Raw genomic sequence first — 23981 nt, forward strand, 5'->3', positions numbered from 1 at the left:
ACTCACCGGTCGATGGATCGGCGAGCGTACGAGCACGACCCTGGACGGCGGAAGGGAGAGACGATGCCGACGCGAGAGCCCGCGCGCCCACACGGACGTCACACGCCCGTGCGCGCCAAGGCCAGGCGCAGTGCCGGAGACGTGCTCGCCGGCATCGGATCGCTGATCGTGCTGGTCGCGCTCGTGGGCGGGGTGCCGTACGCGCTGCTCACGTTCGTGGGGCCGCCGATCGCGCCCGAGCTGCTCGACCTCGACCTGCTCACCAGCCGCGTCGGCCCGAGCACCGTCGTGGCCGTGCTGGTGCTGCTGGTGTGGCTGGCCTGGTTCCAGCTGTTCGTGTGCGTGCTGGTCGAGGTGTACGCGGGCGTGCGCAGGGTCGGCATGCCGGCTCGCGTGCCGCTCTCCGGAGGCACGCAGGCGCTGGCCAACAAGCTCGTCGGCGCGGTGCTGCTGCTGTTCACGGCGGGTGCGATGGTCGTGCCGCTGGCCAAGCTGGCACCCACGCCGGCCGCCACGCCCGTGACGGCGGTCGCGTACTCCGCGCCGATCGTCGAGAAGACGACCCTCGACACGCACAAGACCAAGAAAGTGTACGTGGTGCAGCCCCCGCACGGCCGGCACCACGAGAGCCTGTGGGAGATCGCCGAGAAGTGCCTCGGCGACGGTCGCCGATATCCCGAAATTTACCGGCTTAATCAGGCGAAAGAGCAGCCGGACGGCTCCCGCCTGCGCATGGCCGACCTGATCAGGCCCGGCTGGGTGCTCGACATGCCCGACGACGCCAGGCACGCCCACATCGTCCCCGTCGACCAGCCCCGCGAGCAGACCCTGCGCGAGCACCCGGGCAGGGCTTCAGTGGGGCAGCACGCGGACCGGCACGCCGACTCGAAGACCGGCCACGCCGAGAAGAAGGTCGAGGCCAAGCACCGCCAGCCGGATCAGCAGCAGCAACCCGACCGGCCGCAGGCCACCATCCGGCAGAGCCAGACGACCGACCTGACCGACTACCTCGCCACGGCCTCCCTGGCCGCCGCGGGCCTGCTGGTCGTGCTGGCCAGGCGGCGCCGCGAGCAGCTCTGGCGCAGGGTGTTCGGCCGCCGGATCGCACGCCCGCGCGACGACGCCGCCCAGGCCGAGGTCGCGCTGAGGCTGGGCGGCGACGCGCCGGGCGCCCGCATCCTCGACATCGGCTTGCGGCTGCTCGGCGCCGAGCTGGCCGCCCAGAACCGCACGCCGCCCACCGTGTACGGGGCGCACCTGTCGGCCCGCACGCTCGACCTGTGGATCCACCCGCCGGACGGCGACGCGCCGGCGCCGTGGGCGGCCCAGGACGGCGGCCAGGTGTGGCGGTTGCCTGCCCACGAGGGCCGCCTGCTGCCGGAGCGGAGGAGCTCGGGAGGAGAGAGCGGAGCCAACGAGTCCCGAAGCGGCCGCGACCATGAGTACGCGCAGGCAGGTGGGGCGCCGTACCCCGGGCTGGTCTCCATCGGCACGGACGCCGGCGGCCGCGTGCTCATCGACCTGGAAGCCGCGCAGGGCCTGATCAACGTGCGCGGCCCGCAGACCACGGCCGCACTGGCCGCCCTCGCCGTCGAACTGGCCACCAACCGCTGGTCCGACCGCATGCGCATCACGCTCGTCGGCTTCGGCGAGGAGCTGACCGCGATCGCGCCCGACCGCATCAGGGCCGTCGGCGGCCTGGCCGAGGTGCTGCCCGAGCTGGAGGCGATCGCCGCGCCGCGCAGGGAGGTGCTGACCGGGCGCATCACCGGCAGCCCGCGCGACGCCCACTACCTGCTGTCCGCGGTCGCGCCCACGCACGAGGAGGCCCGGCGCCTGGCGCTGCTGGCCCGCAGGGACACCGCCGGTTACGTGCTGGCGGGCGAGGTCCCGCACGCCACCTGGACGCTGGAGATCGGCGACGACGGCCGGGCCAGGATCGCCGAACTGGGCTTCGACGTGCAGGCCCAGCTCCTGCCCCGCCGCCACTACCAGGCCCTGATCGACCTGTTCCGCACGGCCTCCCGGGTCGACGGCGAGGCACTCTCCGAGGCCGAGCCGCTGGCGGGGCTGCACCCGCCCGCCGTCGAGATCAGGATGCTCGGCCCCATCGAGGTCACCGGCCTGCGGCCCCTGGAGGAGGGGCGGCTGGCGCTGGCCGCGGAGCTGCTGGTCTACCTGGCCACGCATCCCGGCGGCGTGCATCCCTCGGTGCTGGGCGGGGTGCTCTGGCCGCGCGGCGTGCAGGACATGGTCAGGGACGCCACGATCGCCAGGGTCGCCGAATGGCTCGGTCCGCAGCACCTGCACACCGACGAGGCCGGCCGGATCAGCCTGGGGCCCGAGGTGCGTACGGACTGGGCGCTGTTCCGCGAGCTCGTACGCCGCTCGCACGGCGATCCGACGGCCAGGGCCGTTCTGCTGGAGAAGGCGCTCGGCCTGGTCAGGGGCCCGCTGCTGAGCGGCCGCCAGCCGGGTAGGTACGCCTGGCTGGCGGCCGAGGACCTGGAGTACGACGTGGCCGCCGAGGTGGCCGACGCGGCCCACCAGCTCTGCGAGCTGCGGCTCGCCCACGGGCAGCCGGACGCCGCGGTGGCCGCCGTACGCGCGGCCCTGCTGCTGGCGGTGGACGACGAGGGCCTCTGGCGCGACCTGCTGCGGGCCACGCACGCCACCGAGGACACCGTACGGCTGCGCGCCGTCGTCGAGGGGCTGACCCGCAGGGCGGCCTCGCACCCGTACGGCGGCGGGATGGCCCCGGAGACCGAGGCACTGATCGAGGAACTGCTGCCCACGTGGCGCATCCATGTGGTGAGGGAGTCGTCGGCATGAGACGAGTCGTGGTGCTGCTGATGATCGTCCTGGCGGGCTGCGGGCAGGCCGAGCGCCCGTACGCGCCCGCGTCGGAGCCCACCCCGGCGAAGCCCTCCGTCGAAGCCACACAGCCGGAGGAGTCGCCGCCGTCCGGCCCCCAGAGCATCGCCATCGGCGACGGCCTGCGCGTGCGGGTGGAGTGGCCGGCGGATCCCGACCCGCTGCTGAAGGTCATCGTCGACCAGTACGTGGGCACCCGCCAGGCGGTCGTCGAAGGGACCCGCGGCTACCGGCGCAATCTCGAGATCCAGGCCGAGGAACAGGCGACGGAGTGGGTGAACCAGTTCATCGACGAGGAACGCTCACTGCGCGGGACCGGCCGGCTCTACAAGCTGCGGGTCAGCGGGCGCATGGGCAAGGGCGCCCAGATCAACGCATGCGTGGACGAGTCGGGGGTGCGGATGATTTCCTCCCGCACCGGCAAGGCGGTCGCCGCTCAACCCGATTGGCTGCGCACCCCTTACAGCCAGAGCGTGGTCGCTCACCGCGGTGACGACGGGGTGTGGCGCATCAGGTCCTACATCACCTCCACAGAGAGATGCACCCGATGAAAGCTTTGCTCGCGGTACTGCTCGCGGTGCCACTGTCGGCCGCTCCGACCCCAGGGCCGCGCGACGTCGATGTCAACGGCAACCAGCGCGGGCGGACGACGACCCTGAGCCTGGAGGCCAGCACCATCAAGATCACCGGTGACGGCAAGGGCGGCTCGGGCGACGGCTATCGCATCCCGCGCCCCTGCTGGTACGAACCCAGCCTGAACGCCGAGGAGATGTACCGGCTGCACACCGAAGGCGTGGGTCCGGCCAGGCGGGCGGGCATCCATGAGGAGAGCCGCCGGGCCTTCATCCAGCAGTTCGAGGAGCAGCGCGGCAAGCCGGGCCGATGGTGGGTGCCGGCGTACAACAAGGCCGATCCGAACGGCGCCGCCTGCTGGGGCGGCCTCGATCTGTTCGTCTTCATGCCCCCGAACACCACGCCGCCGTCCGGGATCACGATCGAGCAGCTGGCGCAGATCGCCAGGGCCGCGCTGACCGTCCCGGAGCCCACGGTCAAGCTGAACCCCGACGCCAAGAGCTTCGTCAACCTCCCGACCTTCGTCTGGCTGGAGAACGTCGGCCAGCCGCGCCGCACGGTCACGGCGTCGATCCCCGGCGTCATGAGCGTGACCCTGGTGGCGACGCTCCAGGACATCAAGATCGACCCGGGCACGACGAAGGACCGGGCCGAGGTGCACGAGGAGGGCTGCGGGCCGTCCGGGAAGCCGTACGAGAAGGGCGCCCAGTTCACCTGCGGCGTGCGTTACCTGCGCTCGGCGATCGACCAGCCGCGCGAGAAGTACACGCTGACCGTCACCACCGTCTGGCCGGTCCAGGTGGCCGACAACGTGGTGCCGTTCCAGTTCGCGCCCGTACAGGTCGGGGCCAGCCGGGACGTGCCGGTCGGCGAGATCCAGAGCAACGTCAGGCCGTGAGCGGGGGTCCGGGGTCGATCAGGACCGGACCACCGCCACCAGCGGGGCCAGCTCGGGCAGCTCCGCCGCCTCGTCGAGCACTTCCTTCAGTACGCCGTCGTGCGTGGGGCGGGCCCGCCCGAGCAGCTCGAACCCGGCCTGCGTGACCTCCGAGTAGATCCCGCGCCGGTCGTCCTCGCACAGGTAGCGCCGGAGCAGGCCGCGGTTCTCCAGGCGCGTCACCAGCCTGGTCGTGGCGCTCTGGCTGAGCACGACGGCCCTGGCGAGCTGCTGCATCCGCATGTGCCAGCCGTCCTGCCGGGCCAGCACGTCCAGCACTGTGTATTCGCTCACACTGAGCGAGTGCTCCTTCTGGAGTGATTTCTCCAGCCTGTCCTCGATTTTCGCGTGCAGCGCCGCGAGGATGCGCCAGCCCTGGGCGCGTGCCTCCACGGCGTCATCGGCTAGGGGCATGTGACAGCCTCCTCGACATCCTTGTATGTTCATGTAGTCGGCGTGTGCAAATAATGTCCACGCTTACTAACGTCGTCTGAGGAGTAGTCTATGCCTCTCGCCCTGTTCGCCCTCGCGATCAGCGCCTTCGGCATCGGAACCACGGAGTTCATCATCAACGGGCTGCTGCCCGAGGTGGCGGCCGACTTCCACGTGACCATCCCGGCCGCCGGCCTGCTCGTGTCCGGCTACGCGCTGGGTGTGGCGGTCGGCGGGCCGCCGCTGACCATGCTCGGCGGGCGCCTGTCGCGCAAGACCATGCTGTTGTCGCTGATGGTGCTGTTCATCGTCGGGAACCTGCTGTCGGCGCTGGCGCCCTCGTACGCGGTGCTGATGGTCGGCCGGTTCCTGTCGGCCTTCGCGCACGGCGCGTACTTCGGGGTCGGCTCGGTGGTGGCCGCCGACCTGGTGGCGCCGCAGAAGCGGGCCAGCGCCATCGCCATGATGTTCACCGGCCTCACGCTCGCCAACGTCCTGGGCGTGCCCCTGGGCACCTGGATCGGTCAGGCGTTCGGCTGGCGGTCCACGTTCTGGGTCGTGGTGGCGATCGGCGTGGCCGGACTCGCCGGCGTCGTCGCCCTCGTCCCCCGGCAGCCGCGCCCGACCGGGAGCGTCGTGCGGGAGCTGGCGACGTTCCGCAAGGCCGGCGTCTGGCTGGCCCTCGGGATGACCGTCTTCGGCTTCGCCCCCGTCTTCGCCGTCATCACGTTCATCGCGCCCATCATGACCGGCGTGGGCGGCTTCTCGCCCGGCGCCGTGCCCGTGGTCATGGCCCTGTTCGGGGTCGGCCTCGTGGTGGGCAACCTGATCGGCGGCAAGCTGGCGGACCGCGCGGTCATGCCCAGCATCTACGGCTCGGTCGCCCTGCTCACCCTGCTGGCCGTGGCGGTGGCCCTGGTGTCGGGCAGCCAAGTGGCCTTCGTGATCACCATCACGCTGTTCGGCGTGGCCGCCTTCGCCACGGTCCCGCCCCTGCAGACCCGCGTCCTGGACGCCGCCGCCGGCGCTCCCACGCTCGCCTCCGCGGCCAACATCGGGGCCTTCAACCTGGGCAACGCGATCGGCTCCTTCGTGGCCGGCCTCACCATCGACGCCGGCTTCGGCTACACGGCACCCGCCTGGACCGCGGCCCTGCTGGGCCTGGCCGGGCTGGCCGTGGCGGGGGCGGCGGGCCTCCAGGCCCGCCGCCTGGTGCCCGCCACCTAGAGAGCGCGGGTTTCGTGGGCGATCAGCCACTCCTTGACCGGCACGCCGTAGTAGTAGCCGCCGTAGCCTCCGCCGCTGGGCAGCACCCGGTGGCAGGGCACGAAGGGCGCGATGAGGTTCTGCGCGCAGGCCGAGCCGGCCGCCCGGGCGGCCGTCCTGGGCATGCCCGCCCGCTCGGCCAGCTCCGCGTACGAGACCGTGGTCCCCGCCTTGACCTCGCGCAACGCGGCATGGAGCCGCTTGCGGGTGGCCGAACCCGGCTGCGAGACCGGAACGGCGTCCAGGGCGTCCAGATCCCCGGCCAGGTACGCCCGGACCGCCGCGGAGGCGTCCCCGAGGTCGTCCACGACCTCCAGGCCCTCCGACTGCAGCTCGGGCGTGAGGCGTACGAACATCTCCGTCGGGTCGGCGGTGAAGCCAGCCGCCACCACCACTCCCTCGCGGGACAGCAGCGACAGCGGCCCCATCGGGGTCGGGATGAGCTGGGCAGCGATCATGATGAGCTCCAGAGGTGCAGGGCGGCGTAGGCCCGCCAGGGCCGCCACCGCTCGATGTGGTCGTCGGGGATGCCCAGGCAGGCCATGCGCTTCTTGAGCACGAGGTCGCCCGTGGGCCACGCGTCCGGGTCGCGCAGCGCCCGGAGCGCGATGTAACTGGCCGTCCACGGGCCGATGCCCGGGACTTCGAGCAGGTCCGACACCGCCTCGGCGGGGTCCTGGCCGCCGTCGAGGTCGAGGCGGCCCTCCACCAGGTGGCCGGCCAGGTGCTTGAGCGTGTCGATCCGGCGGTTGGTCAGGCCCACGCCGGTCAGGTCCGTCTCCAGGAGTTCGGCGGGGGTGGGGAAGAGGGGGCCGGGGGCCTTGGCGACGATGCGGCCGAGGAGGGTGCGGGCGCCGGCCACCGAGATCTGCTGGCCGACCACCGCGCGTACGGCCAGCTCGAAGCCGTCGAACGCGCCCGGCACCCGCAGCCCGGGACGGGCCGTCACCAGGGGCCCGAGCGAGGTCTGCTCAAGGATCTCCGAAATGGCGGACGGGTCGGCGTCGAGGTCGAGGAGGCGGCGGCAGCGCGCCACGACGCGGGCGAGCTGCCGCGTGTCGTCCATCACGACGTCCAGGGCTATGTGGTCCCGTCGTGGTGTGAGCGTGATCGTCCCACCTGGTACGGCTCGCTCGTACGACGTCCGGTCCGCCACCTCCAGCCCCGGAATGGCGCGGGCCGCCAGGAACGCGAAGACCCCCTCCACGTCGTACGGCTCGCGCCGGTGCAGCCGCAGCCGCAGCGTCGCGTCGGAGACCCGCGGGCCCGCCGTGGCCCGCAGCTCGCTGGGCGTGAAGCCGTACGTCTCCCGCATGGTCGCGTTGAACTGCCGCACGCTCCCGAACCCCGCCGCGAACGCCACCTCCGTGACCGGCAGCCCCGTCTCCGTCAGCAGCTGCTTGGCCAGCAGCAGCCGCTTGGTCCGCGCGACCGCCAGCGGCCCGACGCCCAGCTCGGCCACGAACAGCCGGTGCAGGTGCCGCTCGGTGATGTGCAGCCGCTCGGCCAGCCCCGCCACGCCCTGCTCGTCCGCCGCGCCGTCGTCGATCAGCCGCAGCGCCCGGCCGACGAGGTCGCCGCGCACGTCCCAGCCCGGGTCGCCGGGCGAGAGCTCCGGACGGCACCGCTTGCACGGCCGGAACCCCGCGGCCTCGGCCGAGGCCGCGTGCCGGTAGAAGCGCACGTTCCTGGACGATGGCGTACGCGCCGGACAGATCGGACGGCAGTAGATGCGCGTCGTCGTCACCGCCGTGTAGAAGCGCCCGTCGAACCGGGCGTCCCGGGCGGAGACGGCCCGGTAGCAGGAGTCGAAGTCGAGCTGGAGTGGTGACATGCCTCCGACACTAGGCGCTCCCCGACAGCGCTGACTGGCGGAAATCGGACGTGAGCGTCGAACGGCAGGTCAGCAGGCCGAGCCGGGTGACCGGCGGAAATCGGACACCCGGGCCGCGGCTACTTGGACGAGACGCCCACCCCCAGGTCGAACTCCCGGTAGACCCGGGCCCAGAAGCCGTCGCGCAGCCACACCCGGGCCTCCGGGTAGGGGCGCAACGAGTGGCCGAGCTCCTTCTCCGCCTCGATCAGCAGCTCGGTGTCGATCACGGTCGGCAGGATGGGCCCGGGCAGCAGGTCGCGGATGTTGTCGCGGCCACGGGTGAGGATCCACTTCTGTGCCACGTGCTCGCCCACGTCCTCCACGCGCGGGCGGCTCGGGCCGAGCTTGGCCACCTGGCCGGGCTTGGCGTGCGGCTTGACCGGCGTGCGCCCGGCGAAGACCTGGGCGGGCGACGGGGCCGCGGCGGGCGGGGTGACCGGGACGGGCTGGGGAGCACGGCTGAAAAAGGGCCTCAGGAAATCAGCGGAGATCACTTCCACGGTGTCGGACTCCCACACCAGGCGCTCGGCCTGGTTGGTGCCGTACGGCGGCTCGACGCCCCAAAGATGGATCCGCACCCCGTACGCCTGCGCCGCCTCGACCGCCGGAACCATGTCCTCATCGCCTGCGAGCAGGATCGTGTCGGTGACCGCGTGATGCCGGGCCAGCGCCTCCAGATCGCTCCTGATCTGCGCGTCCACGCCTTTCTGCTGGCCGCGGGCGTTCAGGTTGCCAAGCCGCACCTTGACCCAAGGGAGCTGGGCGATGACCCGCTGGTCGACGGTGGGCACACGGTCGCGGGCTGCGTCATACCAATAGATCCGCAGAAGTTCGCCGGAAGTACGTTCCTCTGCATGTTTCTGTAGACTCTGGATGAGCTCATCGGCGGCCACCCGATATTCTTTGCGTTCCTTCGCGCCGAGCAGCACTTCACCCGCCGCCGCGTACAGATAACCGACATCCACTAGGACGGCGTACTTGGCTGCCACAGGATGCGGCATGAGGTCTGGGATGGCCATGTCGTCCTCCAGGCCGCGGTGTTAGTTGATCGGCTGACTATATACGCCTACTTTCTCTAGATAGTCCCAACTCCCGGGGAACTTGACACCCGATTCCCAGGATCTATCTAGGGTAGAGCGCTCATCCGCCAAGCCGACTTCCCTGGGACGACAGGCTTACGCATACCTCTGGCGGGGTTTCGCCACGTTTGGCGACGCGGCTCCGGTGACGCCTCGGGTTCGGCGTGCGAGGTCTGTCGCGCGGCGAGTACGGCAACCAACGCCGCGATCTCCTCGGGCGTGGCGTCCCCCCGGACAATCCGCAGATCCGGCGTCACAGCGGGATGTTCCCATGCTTCTTCGGCGGGAGCGTCGCCCGCTTGTTCCTGAGGGCCCGCAGCGCCCTGACGACCTGGGCCCGGGTCTCGGACGGCCGGATCACCGCGTCCACGTAGCCGCGCTCGGCCGCGATGTACGGATTGGCCAGCGTGTCCTCGTACTCGGTGACGAGCCGGGCGCGTTCGGCCTCGGCGTCGTCGGAGGCGGCGAGTTCGCGCCGGTAGAGGATGTTGACCGCGCCCTGTGCTCCCATGACCGCGATCTGGGCCGTCGGCCAGGCCAGGTTGATGTCCGCGCCGAGGTGCTTGGAGCCCATGACGTCGTACGCGCCGCCGTACGCCTTGCGCGTGATCACCGTGATCAGCGGCACCGTGGCCTCGGCGTAGGCGTACAGGAGCTTGGCGCCCCGGCGGATGATTCCGTTCCATTCCTGATCGGTCCCTGGAAGGAATCCCGGGACATCCACAAATGTCAGTATCGGAATATTAAAGGCATCACATGTTCGAATAAATCGGGCGGCCTTCTCCGATGCGTTGATATCCAGACATCCCGCGAAATGCATGGGCTGGTTGGCCACGACCCCGACCGCCTGGCCGTCCACCCGGCCGTACCCCACCACGATGTTCGGCGCGAACAGCGCGTGGACCTCCAGGAACTCCCCGTCGTCCAGCACGTGTTCGATGACCCGGTGCATGTCGTACGGCTGGTTGGCCGAGTCGGGGATCAGCTCGTCGAGCTCCGGATCGGGCTCCAGGTCGGTGGCGGGCTCGAAGACGGGGGCCTCGTCCAGATTGTTCGACGGCAGGTACGACAGCAGCGCCTTGACGTACTCCAGCGCGTCGTCCTCGTCGGCGGCCTGGTAGTGGGCCACGCCCGACTTCGTGTTGTGCGTGTGCGCCCCGCCGAGCTCCTCGAACGTGACCTCCTCGCCCGTCACGGTCTTGATGACGTCGGGTCCGGTGATGAACATCTGGGACGTCTGGTCCACCATCACCACGAAGTCGGTCAGAGCGGGGGAGTAGACGTGCCCGCCGGCCGCGGCGCCCATGATGAGCGAGATCTGCGGGATCACGCCGGAGGCGTGCACGTTGCGCTTGAAGATCTCCGCGTAGAGGCCGAGCGCGACCACGCCTTCCTGGATGCGCGCGCCGCCGCCCTCGTTGATGCCGATGATCGGGCACCCCGTCTTGATCGCCAGGTCGAGCACCTTGACGATCTTCTCGCCGTACACCTCGCCGAGCGAGCCGCCGAACACCGTCACGTCCTGCGAGAACACGCACACCTGCCGGCCGTCGACCGTGCCGTGCCCGGTGATGACGCCGTCGCCGTACGGCCGCCGCTTCTCCAGCCCGAACATCGTGGACCGGTGCCTGGCGAACTCGTCGAACTCCACGAACGAGCCCTCGTCCAGCAGCGCGAGCACCCGCTCCCTGGCGGTCATCTTGCCCTTGGCGTGCTGCTTGTCCACGGCCGCCGCGGAGCCCGCGTGCGCGGCCTCGTCGAGCCGCCGCTCCAGGTCGGCGATCTTCCCTGCGGTGGTATGGATGTCTGGCTTGTCCGGCATCTCCTCGGCAGCAGTGCTCATGCGCGCAAGGCTAGTCCTTCCTCCTAGAGTGGATCCATGACGGATGCGGTTCGCACGCAGGGGCTGTTCAAGCGCTACGGGCCGCAGATCGCGGTGGCGGGCGTCGACCTCGTGGTCCCGTCGGGGAGCTTCGCGGGCCTGGTCGGGCCCAACGGCGCGGGCAAGACGACCACGCTCAGCATGATCACCGGGCTGCTCCGTCCCGACGGCGGCACGGCCGAGGTCGACGGGTTCCACGTGTGGCGCGACCCCGTGGAGGTCAAGACGCGCATCGGGGTGCTGCCGGAGGGGCTGCGGCTGTTCGAGCGGCTGTCGGGCCGCGAGCTGCTCCTCTACAACGGCCGGCTGCGCGGCATCCCCAAGGCCGACGTCGAGCAGCGCGCGGGCGAGCTGCTGGCCGTGATGGACCTGACCGACGCCGCCGACAAACTCGTCGTCGACTACTCCACCGGCATGCGCAAGAAGATCGGCCTGGCCGCCGCGCTGCTGCACAACCCGTCCGTGCTGTTCCTGGACGAGCCGTTCGAGGGCGTCGACCCGGTCAGCGCCAACACGCTCACCGACGTGCTCCGGCGCTTCACGGCGTCCGGCTCGACGGTGATCTTCTCCAGCCACGTGATGGACCTGGTCGAGCGGCTGTGCGACTGGGTGTCGGTGATGAGCGCGGGCCACATCGTGGCGCAGGGGCCGCTGGCGGACGTACGCGGCGGGCGCAGCCTCAACCAGGCGTTCCTCGAGCTGGTCGGCGGGTCGCGCGACAACGGCGAGGGCCTCACGTGGCTCGGCGCCAACCCCAGGTGACACCCGTGAGCCCCGGAGCACCCGAGGAGTCCCGTTGACCACCGTGGCCCTGTTCGCGCAGCTCAAGCTCCGGCTGCTGGCCGGAAACCTGCGCGGAGACCTCCAGCGCAAGCTCGGCTTCGTCTTCACCCTGCTCATCGCCACCGGCCTGGCCGTGCTCGGCTTCTTCCTGATGAGCCTGCTGCGGCTGGCGCCCCACGACGTCGCCGCCGACCTGGTGATCGTCGCGTTCACGTCCTTCCTCATCGGCTGGATGATCGTGCCGCTGATGGCCTTCGGCCTGGACGACACGCTCGACCCGGCGAAGCTGTCGCTCCTGCCGCTGCGCACCGGGCAGCTCGCGGTCGGCATGTTCACCGCGTCCGTGACCGGGGTCTGGCCGGCCGCCATGCTGATCGTCACGGCCGGCGCGCTGGTGGGGCTTGCGACGGGCGTCGGCGGCGTGCTGCTCGGGGTGCCGGCCGTGCTGCTGCAGGTCGCGCTGTGCGTGGTGACGTCGCGGCTGATCACCACCTCGCTGTCCAGCGCGCTGCGCACCCGGCGGGGTCGTGACGTGCTGGCCGTGGCCGCGCTGCTCGTGGTGGTGCTCGCGCAGCTGCCCAACCTCGTGATGAACCGCGGCCTCGGCGACCCCGGGGCCATGCTGCGCCAGCTGGCGGGCGTGCTCAGGTGGACCCCGCCGGGCATGGCCGCGCACGCGATGGCCGACGGCGGCCTGGCCGGGCTGGCCGAGCTCGCGCTGGTGGCGGTGATCGTGGTGGTGCTCGGCTGGCTGTGGATCAAGGCGCTGGGCCGGGCCCTGGTGACGCCCGACGTCTCCACCCAGGCCGCGTCCGTGCGCAAGGAGAGCGGCCTGGTCGACAGGTTCCTGCCGGACGGGCCGCTGGCGGCCGTGGTGACGAAGGAGCTGAAGTACATCAGGCGCGAGCCCAGGTTCCGCGTCGGCTGGTTCAGCGCGATCGTGGTCACCGCCGTGCTGGCGTTCTCGCTGAGCAGGAGCACGGGCGGCGCGGAGGGCGTGCCGATCGTCCTCACCTGCGTCGGCGCCCTGATGATCGCGCTGCAGTCGGGCAACGCGTTCGGCATCGACGGCCGCTCGTTGTGGATGAACGCCGTGGTGTTCGGCTCCGAGCGCGGGCTGGCCACCGACCTGGCGGGGCGTCATCTGGCCAACGCGCTGATCGCCGTGCCGCTGCTCACCGTGATCGCCGTGGCCACCGGGCTGTTCACCGGCCATCCCGGCATGATCGTCCCGGCGGCGCTGGCCGGGTGGGGCGCGCTCGGCGTCGGGCTCGGCGTCGGGTCGGTGACGAGCGTGGTGGTCCCGTACACCGTGCCCGAGCGGATGAACGCCTTCAGCGGCGCCGCGCCGGGGCAGGGCGGCCAGGCGTTCGCCTCCGCCATGGGCGCCACGCTCGGCATCGCGCTGCTGTCGCTGCCGTTCGTGGTGCCGCTGGCGTTCGGCTGGTTCTGGGTGTGCGCGGTGGCGCCCTTCTACGGGCTGCTGGCGGAGGCGCTCGGCAGGCGCCTGGCCGCCAGGATCGGATTCGCCCGGATGCCGGAGCTGCTGGAGGCTGTTTCCAAAGGTAGTTGAGTGGTCTAGTCCAATTGGCGAGACCGGTCTACGGCTTCCCGGAGCGACTCGATACCCTTCGAAGCATGATTGACCAGGGGCTCGAGCGTCGCAGCGCCGCCGTTACCGAGATGCCGGACGAGCTACGCCACGATGTGCGCCTGCTCGGCAAACTGCTCGGCCAGGTGCTCGCCGAACAGGGTGGCGAAGACCTGCTGGCCGACGTCGAACGGCTGCGCAAGGCCGTCATCGCAGCACGTAAGGGCGAGGTCTCGGCCGACGAGATCACCGCCATGGTCGCCGAATGGGAGATCGAGCGGGCCGTGGCGGTCGCCCGCGCGTTCACCTGCTATTTCCACCTGGCCAACCTGGCCGAGGAACACTACCGGATCCGCACACTACGCGAGCGGGACGCCGAGGGCAGGGTCCAGCGGGAGTCGCTGGCCCAGGCCGTACAGGAGCTGGGTCACGAGCGGGTGACCGAGCTGCTGGGGGGCCTGGAGCTGCACCCGGTGCTCACCGCGCACCCCACCGAGGCACGCAGGCGCGCGGTCGTCACCGCCATCCAGCGCATCAGCGGCCAGCTCACCGAGTACAACATGCCCGGCCGCGGCGCCAGCGAGCGCGCCGAGAACAAGCGCCGCATGCTGGAGGAGATCGACCTCCTGTGGCGCACGGCCCAGCTCCGCTCGACCAAGCTCGACCCGCTCGACGAGGTGCGCACCGCGATGGCCGCCTTCGACGAGACGCTGTTCCGCATGGTGCCGCAGGTCTACCGCTCGCTGGACGCCGCGCTCGACGAGCGCACCGGCACCCGCCCGCCGCAGGCCAGGCCGTTCATCCGGTACGGCAGCTGGATCGGCGGCGACCGCGACGGCAATCCCAACGTCACGGCCAGGGTCACCCGCGAGACCATCCAGATCCAGTCCGAGCACGTGCTGACAGCCCTGGAGACCGCCTGCACGCGCATCGCCCGCACGCTGACCGCCTCCGTCCAGCTGGCCGTGCCCTCGTCCGCGCTCAAGTCGGCGCTGTCCGAGGCCGTGGACGCCTACCCCGACGTGGTCTCCGAGCTGGCCACCCGCTCGCCGCGCGAGCCGCACCGGCAGTGGCTGCTGTTCGTGGCCGCGCGCATCGCCGCGACCCGCCGCCGCGACCTCGACCTGGCCTACCGGGCGCCGGCCGAGCTGCTGGACGACCTCCGCCTGGGGCAGGAGTCGCTGGCCGCCTCGGCGCCGCGGCAGGCGTACGGGGAGCTGCAGCACCTCATCTGGCAGGTCGAGACGTTCGGCTTCCACCTGGCCGAGCTGGAGGTGCGCCAGCACTCCCAGGTCCACGCGGCCGCCCTGGAGGAGATCAGGGCGGGTGGCGAGCTGTCGGAGCGCACCGAGGAGGTGCTGGCCACGATCCGGGTGATCGCCTGGATCCAGGAGCGGTTCGGGACCGCGGCCTGCTCCCGGTACGTGGTCTCCTTCACCCGCTCGGCCGACGACATCGCGGCCGTCTACGAGCTGGCCAGGCACGCGCTCGGCGAGCGGGCGCCGGTGCTCGACGTCGTGCCGCTGTTCGAGTCGGGCCAGGACCTGGCCAATTCGCCGGACGTGCTGACCGGGATGCTCGAGATCCCGGCGATGCGGGAGCGCCTGGAGGCCACCGGGCGGCGCATGGAGATCATGCTGGGCTACTCCGACTCGGCCAAGGAGCTCGGCCCCGCGGCCGCCACGCTCCGGCTCTACGAGGCGCAGGAGGAGCTGACGGCCTGGGCGGCCAAGCACGACGTGAAACTGCGGATGTTCCACGGCCGTGGCGGCGCGCTGGGCCGCGGTGGCGGCCCGGCCAACCGCGCAGTGCTGGCCCAGGCACCAGGTTCGGTCGCCGGCCGGTTCAAGGTCACCGAGCAGGGCGAGGTCATCTTCGCCCGCTACGGCCACATCGCCATCGCCCGCCGCCACCTGGAGCAGGTGGCCAACGCCGTGCTGATGGCCTCCTCGCCCATGGTCGGCGCCCGCACCGCGGCCGCCGCCGAGCGCTTCCGGGGCCTGGCCGAGCAGGTGGCCACGGCGTCGGAGGAGGCCTACCGCGCGCTGACCGAGGCGCCGGGCTTCCCCGAGTGGTTCGGCCTGGTCAGCCCGTTGGAGGAGATCGGCACGCTGCGCCTGGGCTCGCGCCCGGCGCGCCGCGGGCTCGGCGCGCCGCGCTCGCTCGACGACCTGCGGGCGATCCCGTGGGTGTTCGCGTGGGCGCAGACGCGGGTCAACCTGCCCGGCTGGTACGGCCTGGGCACCGGCCTGGCCTCGGTCGGCTCCCTGGAGGAGCTGCGGGCGGCGTACGCGGAGTGGCCGCTGTTCAACGCGATGCTCGACAACGCCGAGATGTCGCTGGCCAAGACCGACCGCTCGATCGCCAAGCGCTACCTGGCGCTGGGCGGCCGGGAGGACTTCGCCCGGCAGGTCATGGAGGAGTACGACCGGACCCGCGACCTGGTGCTGCGGGTCACCGGCCACACGCGGCTGCTGGAGAACCGGAAGGTGCTCTCGCGCGCCGTCCAGCTCCGCGACCCGTACGTGGACGCGCTCTCCCACCTCCAGCTGCGGGCCCTGCGCGCGCTGCGCACCGGAAACCCGTCGGAGCAGGAGCGCGAACGCCTGTCCACGCTCCTGCTCCTGTCGGTCAACGGCGTCGCCGCCGGCCTGCAGAACACCGGCTGAGCCGGTCCGTCGCCGCCCTCGCTCCTCCTCTCCGAGGAGCGCGGGCGGTCTAGCGGAGGCCCTCGAAGAAGGCGATGACGTCGGACGTGAGGGCCTCCGTCGCGGTGTGCGCGGTGTAGTGGCCGTGCGCCGGGGCCGGCAGCGTCTTCCAGGAGACGATGTTGGCGTGGTCGCGCTCGGCGAAGCGGCGGATCGACTTGAAGTCGCCCTCGGCCATCGCCAGCGCGGTCGGCACGGTGGTGGGCTCCTTGGGCTGCTCCATGCGGGCGTTCTCCCAGTACTGCCGGATCGCCGAGCCGGCGGTCCCGGTGAACCAGTAGATCGCGGCGCTGGTGAGCACGAAGTCGTCGTCCAGGTCCTCGTCGAAGAGCTGGGCGAGCCAGCCCAGGAGCCCGGCGGGGGAGTCGGCCAGGGCGTGGGCGAGGGTCTGCGGCTGCTGCGAGTGCAGCACGTTGAACGCGCCCTTCTCCTTCCAGAACCAGTCGAGCACGGCCAGCCCCGCCTGCTCCTCCTCGCTCAGCCCGGCGAACTCGGCCGGGTCGCCGGAGGGGAAGGAGAACAGCTGCGTGACGTGCACGCCCACGACGTGGTCCGGGTCGATCCTGCCGACCTCGGGCGAGATCATCGAGCCGCCGTCGTTGCCGACCGCGCCGTAGCGGGTGTAGCCGAGGCGGGCCATCAGCTCGGCCCACGCCCTGGCGATGCGCTGGTTGTTCCAGCCCAGCTCGTTGGCGGGGCCGGAGAAGCCGTAGCCGGGGACCGACGGGATGACCAGGTGGAAGTGGCGGGACAGGGGCTCGATGGCGTCGAGGTATTCGGCGATCGAGCCGGGCCAGCCGTGGGTGAGGATCAGCGCCAGGGCGTCGGGGTTGTCGTTCCGTACGTGGATGAAGTGGATGTTCTGCCCGTCGATCTCGGTGGTGAACTGCGGGTGGGCGTTGAGCCTGGCCTCCTGCGCGCGCCAGTCGAAGCCGTCACGCCAGTAGCCGACCAGGCGCTTGACCCGCTCGACGCTGACGCCCTGGTCGGAGCCGGGGATCTCGTGGGTGAAGCGGGTCAGGGCGAGGCGGGCCTGGAGGTCGTCGAGGTCGGCCTGGGGGATCTCGACGCGGAAGGGGCTGATGCTCATGACGGACTCCCGGAACAGACGGAACGGTTTGTTCTGTTCCAGAATAGCAGAACGGAATGCTTCATTCCATAGGTACCCGCTCCGGTCCCGCGTAGACGTTGCAGCGCTCTCCGCGCAGGAACCCCACGAGCGTGATGCCGAACTCCCTGGCCAGCTCCACCGCGAGCGACGACGGCGCCGAGACCGCGCACACCGCCGGGATCCCCGCGGCCAGCGCCTTCTGCATGATTTCGTAGCTGGCCCGCCCGCTGACCATGAGCACGTGCTCGGCCAGCGGCAGCCGCTCGCTCAGCCCCGCCCAGCCGACCAGCTTGTCCACCGCGTTGTGGCGCCCCACGTCCTCCCGCACCGCCACCAGCGTGCCCGTGGCCGAGAACAGCCCGGCCGCGTGCAGGCCGCCGGTCTTGCCGAACCCGCCCTGGGCGGCGCGGAGCGCCTCCGGCAGGCCGTACAGGAGCTCGGGGGTGAGGGCGAGCAGGCCCCTGGGGACCGGCTTGCAGCGGTCGTGCAGCGCCTCCAGGCTGGCCGAGCCGCAGACGCCGCACGCGCTGGAGGTGAGGAAGTGGCGATCCAGCGCGGGCAGGTCGGGGATGGGGCCGCGCAGGCGCACGGTCACCGTGTTGTAGCGGGCCTCGGGCGGGAGGTCCTCGTCGGTGCAGTACGCGATGGCGGCGATGTCGCCGGGACCGGCCAGGCCCTCGCCGTGCAGGAACCCGGCGGCCAGCTCGAAGTCGTGCCCGGGGGTGCGCATGGTGATGGCCACGGTCTTGCGCGTGCCGTCGGGCGCGGTGAGCCGGATCTCCAGCGGCTCCTCGGTGGCCAGGTAGTCGCGCCGTTCCCTGGTGGCGGAGCCGGACAGCTCCATGATCCTGATGCGCGTGGTGGGCCCTGGACGCGTGTTCACAGCGGCCGCACGGTGACGAGGGCGTTGTAGTCGGGGATCCGCGCGTCCGGGGAGCGGCGGGACTCGTCCAGCAGGACGTTGCCCTCGGGCCAGTGGATCTGCAGGTTGCCCGGCACGAGCGGGGCCCGCAGGATCTTGCCGCGGTAGGTGCGCTCGCCGGAACGCAGCTCGACCGGGGCGCCGTCGGGCAGGCCCAGGCGGTCGGCGTCGTACTCGCTCATCAGCACGGCCTCGCGCATCGCGCCGTTGAAGCCGTCGCGGCGCTCGTGGACCATGCTGTTGAACTGCTTGCCGCGCCTGGTGGCCACCATGAACGAGCCGTCGGGGCGCTTCAGCGCCGGAGGCCGGACGGCGCTGAAGCGGCCCAGCCCGTCGGGGGTCTGGAAGCGGCCGTCGGCGAACAGGTGGCGGCCGCCGTACTGGACGTTGTCGCCGAACTTCCGCAGGTCCGCGATGCCGCGGTAGAAGGGGACGGCGCGCTCGATCTCGGCCCGGATCTGCGGCGTGCCAGTAAAGGCGATTTTTGCTGAAATTTCGGGGTTTGTGCGGGCGGCCAGCTCCGTGAAGATCTTCCACTCCGGCCACGCCTCGCCGATGCGTGGCCCCTCGACCTCGGGGGAGAAGATGATCCGGCGCTCGGTGGAGGTCTCGGTCACGCCGCCGACCATCTCGTAGCGGGTCTGCGCGGGCAGCAGCAGCACGTCGCCCTCGCTCGGCACCAGCATCTGCGACGACAGCACGATGTCGATGTGCACCCGCAGTCGCAGCCGCGACAGGGCCTCGCGGCAGTAGTCCGGGTCGGGCAGGACCTCCAGGAAGTTGCCGCCGCTCGACACCAGCGCGTCGAGGTCGCCGCGGTGGGCCGCGTCGATCATGTCGGTCGCGGTCAGACCGGGCGTGGCCGGGACCTCGAACCCCCACATCTCCGTAAATTTCGCGGCGTTCTCTGGCGTGATCGGCAGCCCGCCGGGCAGGCCGGTCGCGTACGCGCCCATCTCGGCCCCGCCCTGCACGCCGCTGTGCCCCCGGATCGGCATCAGCCCGCACTTGTCGCGCCCGACGAAGCCCCTGGCCAGCGCCAGGTTCACGATCGAGCGGACGTTGTCCTCACCGTAGGCGTGCTGCGTGATGCCCATCGACCACACGAGCACCGCCGACCTGGCCTCGCCCAGCAGCGTGGCCAGGCGGAGCATGTCGTCGCGGGAGGCCCCGGACAGCGCCTCCAGCTCCTCCCACGACTGCCCCGCGAGCTCCCGCCGCAGCTCCTCGAAGCCCGTGGTCCGCTGGTCGACGAACTCCTTGTCCACCCAGTCGTTCTCGATCAGGTGCTTGAGCACGCCGTTGAGGAAGCCGATGTCGCCGCCCACGTTCACCCCGAAGAACTCGTCGGTGATCTTCGTGCCGAACAGGGCGGACTCGGCGTTCGACGGCACCCAGTACTTGTCCATGCCGGGCTCGCGATAGGCGTTGACCATCGCGATCCGGGTGCCGGCCTTCTTGGCGTGGTAGAGGTACTTCATCGCGACCGGCTGGTTGTTGGACGGGTTCGAGCCGATGAAGACGATCAGGTCGGAGCCGATCCAGTCGGTGTACGAGCAGGTCGTGGCCGCCGCGCCGATGGTCTGCTTGAGCGCCACCGTGGAGGGCGAGTGGCAGATCCTGGCGGCGTTGTCGACACTGTTGGTGCCGAGCGCGCGCACGGCCTTCTGGGCCGCGTAGTAGTTCTCGTTGGGCACGCCGCGGCTGGTCAGGTAGGCGCCGAAGCGGGCGTCACGCAGGCCCTCGGCGGCCACGCCCAGCGCCTCGTCCCACGAGATCCGGGTGAAGCCGGGCTCGCCCGCGCGGCGCAGCATGGGGTACGGTAGCCGCCCCAGCTCGCGGAGCTCGGCGCTCTTCTTGCCGACAAGCCCAGAAATATCCCGCAAAAGTGTGGTGTCCAGGGCGGGCATGGTGTTCAGCGGCAGCAGCCGCAGCCTGATGTTGCACAGATGGATCTCGTCCATCGTCCAGTCGCGCATGCCATGCGTGCCCAGCGCGCACCCGTCACAGGTGCCCTGGTTGAGTATCCGCCACGCGTAACCCCGGTTGCCCTTGACCGACCTGAAAGCCTTCCACAGCTCCAGGTAGTTGTTCGGCTTGCGCAGCCCGATGCCGAACGGTCGCCAAGAGGCCCAGTTACGCGGATCCAGGAGCTTGCTCATCGAAAACCTCCAAGGAGATCCTCACCCTTAGGCGGGGAGAAATCGGACCCCTGCGGGGCAGGACAGGGATAGGCGATTCGCCATCAGGTGGACCGCTGCTTCGAACACACACACGATAATTAGCCGATCTCGCGTTACGATGTGAGGCATGGCGCAGGTCGTGAAGCGGGCCTACAAGTACCGCTTCTACCCGACTCCGGACCAGGCCGACGAGCTTGCCCGGACGTTCGGCTGCGTCCGCCTTGTCTACAACAAGGCGTTGCAGGAGCGCACTCGCGCCCACACCCTGGAAGGGCGTCGTGTCTCCTATGTGGAGTCGTCGGCGCGGCTGACTGAGTGGAAGCGCAGCGGCGACTACGACTTCCTGTCGCAGGTCTCTTGCGTCCCGTTGCAGCAGGCGCTGCGCCACCTTCAGGCGGCGTTCGCGAACTTCTTCGCCAGGCGGGCCAAATACCCCGCTTTCAAGAGTAAGAAGAAGTCGCGGTTGTCGGCGGAGTACACCCGCTCGGCCTTCCGCTGGCGCGATGGCTGGTTGACTCTGGCCAAGATGGACGCTCCGTTGAACATCGTGTGGTCGCGCCCACTGCCGCAAGGTGCGAAGCCGTCCACGGTGACCGTGTCCAGGGACGCGGCTGGGCGCTGGTTCGTGTCCCTGCTGGTGGAGGAGGAGATCGCCCCGCTGGTTCCTGCCGCTCGGTCGGTCGGGGTGGATGCGGGCATCACGGCTCTGGCCACGCTCTCCACCGGCGAGAAGATCGTCAACCCGAGGCATGAGCGGGCCGACCGGCGTAAGCTGGCCACGGCCCAGCGGGCGCTTGCCCGCAAGGTCAAGGGCAGCGCGAACCGGGCCAAAGCTCGCATTCGCGTCGCCCGGGTCTATGCTCGCATCGCCGATCGCAGGCGGGATCACCTGCACAAGGTCACCACACGGCTTGTTCGCGAGAACCAAGTGATCGCCGTAGAAGACCTGACCGTCCGCAACATGGTCAAGAACCGTTCGCTGGCGCGGGCCGTCTCCGACGCCTCGTGGCGGGAGCTGCGTTTCATGCTGGAGTACAAGGCCGCCTGGTATGGGCGCACGCTGGTGGTGGTGGATCGCTGGTTCCCGTCCAGCAAGCTGTGCTCGGTGTGCGGGGCCCTGCAGGACACGATGCCGCTGAACATCCGGGAGTGGGTGTGTGCCTGCGGCGTGGTGCATGACCGGGACGTCAATGCCGCGAAAAACGTGCTCGCCGCCGGGCTGGCGGAGAGCTGAAACGCCTGTGGAGCTGGTGTAAGACCTCAGCGAGAGTCCTCTCGGGCGGGCGACCGGCGGTGAAGCAGGAAGGCCGACTGGTGACGGTTGGAACCCCCTCCCCTTCAGGGAGGGGAAGATGCCAACTCTCCATTTTCCTCCTGGCTGCAAAGATAGAGGGGTGCCCGACTCGCGTTACTCCGACCTCGACCGTCCGCCGCTCTCCGAGGCGGCGCTCAACCGCGCGCTGGTCCGCCCCGGCTCCCTGTGGACCGGCGTCACCGTCGTGGAGAGCACCGGTTCCACCAACGCCGACCTGGCCGAGGCCGCCCATGCCGGAGCCCCGGAGGGGACGGTGCTGGTGGCGGAGTCTCAGCTGGCGGGCCGCGGCCGGCTGGGCCGCATCTGGACGGCGCCGCCGCGCTCGGGCCTGACGTTCTCGATCCTCCTCAAGCCGGACGTGCCGGCCACCGCACAGGGCTGGCTGACACTCCTGTACGGCGTCGCCGCCGCCTCCGCCCTGCGCCGCCTGGCGGAGGTGGACGTACGCGTCAAATGGCCCAACGACCTGCTGATCGGTGAGCGCAAGCTGGCCGGGATCCTGGCCGAGCGGGCGGAGGACGGCGTTGTCGTCGGCATGGGCCTGAACGTGTCGCTCAGGCCGGAAGAGCTGCCCGTCGAGACGGCCACGTCGCTGGGCATCGAGCAGGCGGCCTGCCTCGACCGTGACCCGCTGCTCAGGGCCGTGCTCAGGGAGGTCGAGAGCCACTACAGGGAGTGGACCGACGCGAAGGGCGACGCCGAGGCGTGCGGGCTGCGCCCGGCGTACCTGGCGGCCAGCGCCACGGTCGGGCGGCAGGTCAGGGTGGAGCTGCCGGGCCGGCAGGCGGTCACCGGAACGGCCACGGGGATCGACCCGTTCGGGCACCTGCAGGTGGAGTCGGAGGGCGAGCGCTACACGCTGAGCGCGGGCGACGTGGTGCACGTCCGCCCGGCGGACTGACCTGATCCGCCGGGAGCGTAGCCGCCGCGCGGCGATGGTGGCACGATTTGGCCATGACCCTTCCCGACCATCATCTGACGCAGGGTGAGCGGCGCATCCGGTCCTTCCATCCCCATTGGAAGCGGCTCGTGCTCCCCTTCCTCGCGCTGGTCCTCGTCGTCGCGGCCGCGGGCGCGGCGATGTTCTTAATCCCCGGCGGCTGGGAATACGCGTTCTACGCCAGGATCGCCGTCGTCGTCATCGGCCTCATCCTGCTGACGATCTGGTCGCTCGTCCCCTACCTGCGGTGGGTCAACACCGGCTACGTGCTCACCACCCACCGCTTCACGATCAGCACCGGCGTGCTCAACAAGTCGACCGACGAGATCCCGATCACCAAGGTCAACACGGTCAGCTCCGACCAGACGTTCCCCGAGCGCCTGCTCGGCTGCGGCACGCTGACCGTCGAGTCGGCGGGGGACCGGGGCGAGATCGTGCTGCGCGACATCCCCAAGATCCAGGACGTCCGTACCGACCTGTTCAGGCTCGTCGAGGACGCCTCCGACGGCGAGCTCGACGGCCGCTGACGCGTGAGCCGCCCGCCCAGCCGGCCGACCGCCGAAGAGATCGAACGCCTGCTCGTCGGCTCGCCGGCCCGCTTCACGAACGAGCAGGTCACGGCCAGGGCCGGGGTGTCGCAGGAGCTGGCCGAGCGCATCTGGCGCGCGCTCGGGTTCGCGCAGCGGGCCGACGACGCCGTGGCGTTCACCGAGGCCGACGTGGCGGCGCTGCGCCGGGTGCGCCGGATGCTCGACGGCGGCACGCTCGACGAGCAGACCGTCATCCGCATGGCCCGCGCGCTCGGCCAGACCACCGCCCGGCTGGCGCAGTGGCAGGCCGAGATCATGATCGGCGCGATGCTGCCCCCGGAGCCCTCGGAGGACGACCTGGCCAAGGTGCTCGGGGCGGCGCAGGAGCTGATGCCCGACTTCGAGCAGGTGCTGGTCCACGTCTGGCGGGCCCAGCTCGCCGCCGCCGGCACCCGGCTGCTGGCCATCGCCGACGGCAACGACGAGCTGGTGCCGACCCGGGTGACGATGGCGGTGGGGTTCGCGGACCTGGTCTCGTTCACCAGGCGCAGCCGCGAGCTCGACGAGAAGGAGCTGGCCGAGCTGGTCGAGGGGTTCGAGGCGCGGGCCTCCGACGTGGTGGCCTCCCACGGCGCCCGGCTGGTCAAGACGCTGGGCGACGAGGTGCTGTTCACCGCCCCGAGCCCGGCCCAGGCCGCGGGCATCGCGCTCGACCTGGTCGAGTCGGGCGTCGAGCTGCGCGTCGGCCTGGCGTACGGGCCGGTCCTGCCCACCATGGGCGACGTCTTCGGCACCACCGTCAACCTGGCCGCCAGGCTCACCGCCATCGCCCGGCCGGGCACGATCCTGGTCGATTCCGCGCTGGCCGAAGGGCTCGAAGGGTTCGATCTGCAGAAGATCAGACGCCGGCCCGCGAGAGGGCTCGGCGTGGTCCAGCCCCATCTCTTGCGGAGATCATCCTCCTGACACAAGATGGCTG

19 protein-coding genes and 1 pseudogene are annotated in these 23981 nt (G+C 70.9%); 11 read left to right on the forward strand and 9 right to left on the reverse strand.

What is annotated here, in order from left to right; all coding sequences use genetic code 11:
- Positions 1-63 precede the first annotated feature (63 nt).
- From ACIBI9_RS12885 to ACIBI9_RS12895, 3 genes are read left to right on the forward strand one after another with little or no spacing between them, the layout of a single operon-like run.
- Positions 64-2832 (forward strand): BTAD domain-containing putative transcriptional regulator, encoded by a 2769-nt coding sequence (locus ACIBI9_RS12885; RefSeq protein WP_397222159.1) that lies wholly within the window; start codon positions 64-66, stop codon positions 2830-2832.
- The gene (locus tag ACIBI9_RS12890; protein ID WP_397222160.1) at positions 2829-3425 is read left to right on the forward strand and encodes a hypothetical protein; all 597 of its coding nucleotides are present in this window, start codon (positions 2829-2831) and stop codon (positions 3423-3425) included. The genes ACIBI9_RS12885 and ACIBI9_RS12890 overlap by 4 nt, the downstream gene beginning before the upstream one ends.
- Positions 3422-4345, forward strand: coding sequence for a hypothetical protein (locus ACIBI9_RS12895; protein WP_397222161.1), 924 nt, complete (start codon positions 3422-3424; stop codon positions 4343-4345). The genes ACIBI9_RS12890 and ACIBI9_RS12895 overlap by 4 nt, the downstream gene beginning before the upstream one ends.
- Before the next feature lie 18 nt (positions 4346-4363).
- Here the strand turns inward: ACIBI9_RS12895 and ACIBI9_RS12900 are convergent, their stop codons facing one another.
- Positions 4364-4798: a MarR family winged helix-turn-helix transcriptional regulator gene (locus tag ACIBI9_RS12900; protein WP_397222163.1), complete on the reverse strand. Its 435-nt coding sequence runs from the start codon at positions 4796-4798 to the stop codon at positions 4364-4366.
- Positions 4799-4888: 90 nt separating this feature from the next.
- On the opposite strand from ACIBI9_RS12900, the gene ACIBI9_RS12905 reads away from it, so the two are divergent.
- Positions 4889-6043, forward strand: coding sequence for an MFS transporter (locus tag ACIBI9_RS12905; RefSeq protein ID WP_397222164.1), 1155 nt, complete (start codon positions 4889-4891; stop codon positions 6041-6043).
- Here the strand turns inward: ACIBI9_RS12905 and ACIBI9_RS12910 are convergent.
- The 5 genes from ACIBI9_RS12910 to ACIBI9_RS12930 form a co-directional block, all read right to left on the reverse strand.
- On the reverse strand, positions 6040-6540 hold the full coding sequence (locus tag ACIBI9_RS12910; protein ID WP_397222165.1) for a methylated-DNA--[protein]-cysteine S-methyltransferase: 501 nt from the start codon (positions 6538-6540) through the stop codon (positions 6040-6042). The two genes, ACIBI9_RS12905 and ACIBI9_RS12910, sit on opposite strands and share 4 nt — an antisense overlap.
- The gene (locus tag ACIBI9_RS12915; RefSeq protein ID WP_397222167.1) at positions 6537-7916 is read right to left on the reverse strand and encodes an AlkA N-terminal domain-containing protein; all 1380 of its coding nucleotides are present in this window, start codon (positions 7914-7916) and stop codon (positions 6537-6539) included. The genes ACIBI9_RS12910 and ACIBI9_RS12915 overlap by 4 nt, the downstream gene beginning before the upstream one ends.
- A gap of 119 nt (positions 7917-8035) precedes the next feature.
- The gene (locus ACIBI9_RS12920) at positions 8036-8977 is read right to left on the reverse strand and encodes an NYN domain-containing protein (RefSeq protein ID WP_192790143.1); all 942 of its coding nucleotides are present in this window, start codon (positions 8975-8977) and stop codon (positions 8036-8038) included.
- Between the two features lie 107 nt (positions 8978-9084).
- Positions 9085-9294: an acyl-CoA carboxylase subunit epsilon gene (locus ACIBI9_RS12925; RefSeq protein ID WP_397222168.1), complete on the reverse strand. Its 210-nt coding sequence runs from the start codon at positions 9292-9294 to the stop codon at positions 9085-9087.
- The gene (locus ACIBI9_RS12930) at positions 9291-10880 is read right to left on the reverse strand and encodes an acyl-CoA carboxylase subunit beta (protein WP_397222169.1); all 1590 of its coding nucleotides are present in this window, start codon (positions 10878-10880) and stop codon (positions 9291-9293) included. The genes ACIBI9_RS12925 and ACIBI9_RS12930 overlap by 4 nt, the downstream gene beginning before the upstream one ends.
- Before the next feature lie 36 nt (positions 10881-10916).
- Between ACIBI9_RS12930 and ACIBI9_RS12935 the strand changes: the two genes are divergently transcribed.
- The 3 genes from ACIBI9_RS12935 (at position 10917) to ACIBI9_RS12945 (ending at position 15962) form a co-directional block, all read left to right on the forward strand.
- On the forward strand, positions 10917-11681 hold the full coding sequence (locus ACIBI9_RS12935; protein WP_397222170.1) for an ABC transporter ATP-binding protein: 765 nt from the start codon (positions 10917-10919) through the stop codon (positions 11679-11681).
- 43 nt (positions 11682-11724) lie between these two features.
- On the forward strand, positions 11725-13275 hold the full coding sequence (locus ACIBI9_RS12940; protein WP_397222592.1) for a hypothetical protein: 1551 nt from the start codon (positions 11725-11727) through the stop codon (positions 13273-13275).
- Between the two features lie 65 nt (positions 13276-13340).
- Complete coding sequence (locus ACIBI9_RS12945; RefSeq protein ID WP_397222171.1) at positions 13341-15962, forward strand: phosphoenolpyruvate carboxylase; 2622 nt, start codon at positions 13341-13343, stop codon at positions 15960-15962.
- 49 nt (positions 15963-16011) lie between these two features.
- Here the strand turns inward: ACIBI9_RS12945 and ACIBI9_RS12950 are convergent, their stop codons facing one another.
- The 3 genes from ACIBI9_RS12950 to ACIBI9_RS12960 all read right to left on the reverse strand — a co-directional run bounded on the left by ACIBI9_RS12950 (position 16012) and on the right by ACIBI9_RS12960 (position 20196).
- On the reverse strand, positions 16012-17091 hold the full coding sequence (locus tag ACIBI9_RS12950; protein WP_397222172.1) for an epoxide hydrolase family protein: 1080 nt from the start codon (positions 17089-17091) through the stop codon (positions 16012-16014).
- A 61-nt stretch (positions 17092-17152) separates the two neighbouring features.
- Positions 17153-17995 (reverse strand): formate dehydrogenase accessory sulfurtransferase FdhD, encoded by an 843-nt coding sequence (gene fdhD, locus ACIBI9_RS12955; RefSeq protein WP_397222173.1) that lies wholly within the window; start codon positions 17993-17995, stop codon positions 17153-17155.
- Positions 17992-20196, reverse strand: coding sequence for an FdhF/YdeP family oxidoreductase (locus ACIBI9_RS12960; RefSeq protein WP_397222174.1), 2205 nt, complete (start codon positions 20194-20196; stop codon positions 17992-17994). Before ACIBI9_RS12960 ends, fdhD begins: the two co-directional genes overlap by 4 nt.
- Before the next feature lie 148 nt (positions 20197-20344).
- Here ACIBI9_RS12960 and ACIBI9_RS12965 point away from each other — a divergent pair.
- From ACIBI9_RS12965 to ACIBI9_RS12980, 4 genes and pseudogenes are all read left to right on the forward strand, one after another.
- A pseudogene (locus ACIBI9_RS12965) lies at positions 20345-21537 on the forward strand (RNA-guided endonuclease InsQ/TnpB family protein); the annotation flags it as partial.
- 74 nt (positions 21538-21611) lie between these two features.
- A complete protein-coding gene (locus tag ACIBI9_RS12970; RefSeq protein ID WP_397222176.1) occupies positions 21612-22433 on the forward strand; it encodes a biotin--[acetyl-CoA-carboxylase] ligase in 822 nt (273 codons plus the stop codon).
- A 53-nt stretch (positions 22434-22486) separates the two neighbouring features.
- A complete protein-coding gene (locus ACIBI9_RS12975) occupies positions 22487-22999 on the forward strand; it encodes a PH domain-containing protein (RefSeq protein WP_397222177.1) in 513 nt (170 codons plus the stop codon).
- Between the two features lie 3 nt (positions 23000-23002).
- The gene (locus ACIBI9_RS12980) at positions 23003-23968 is read left to right on the forward strand and encodes an adenylate cyclase regulatory domain-containing protein (protein WP_397222178.1); all 966 of its coding nucleotides are present in this window, start codon (positions 23003-23005) and stop codon (positions 23966-23968) included.
- Positions 23969-23981 lie beyond the last annotated feature (13 nt).

Source organism: Nonomuraea sp. NPDC050451, assembly GCF_044458585.1.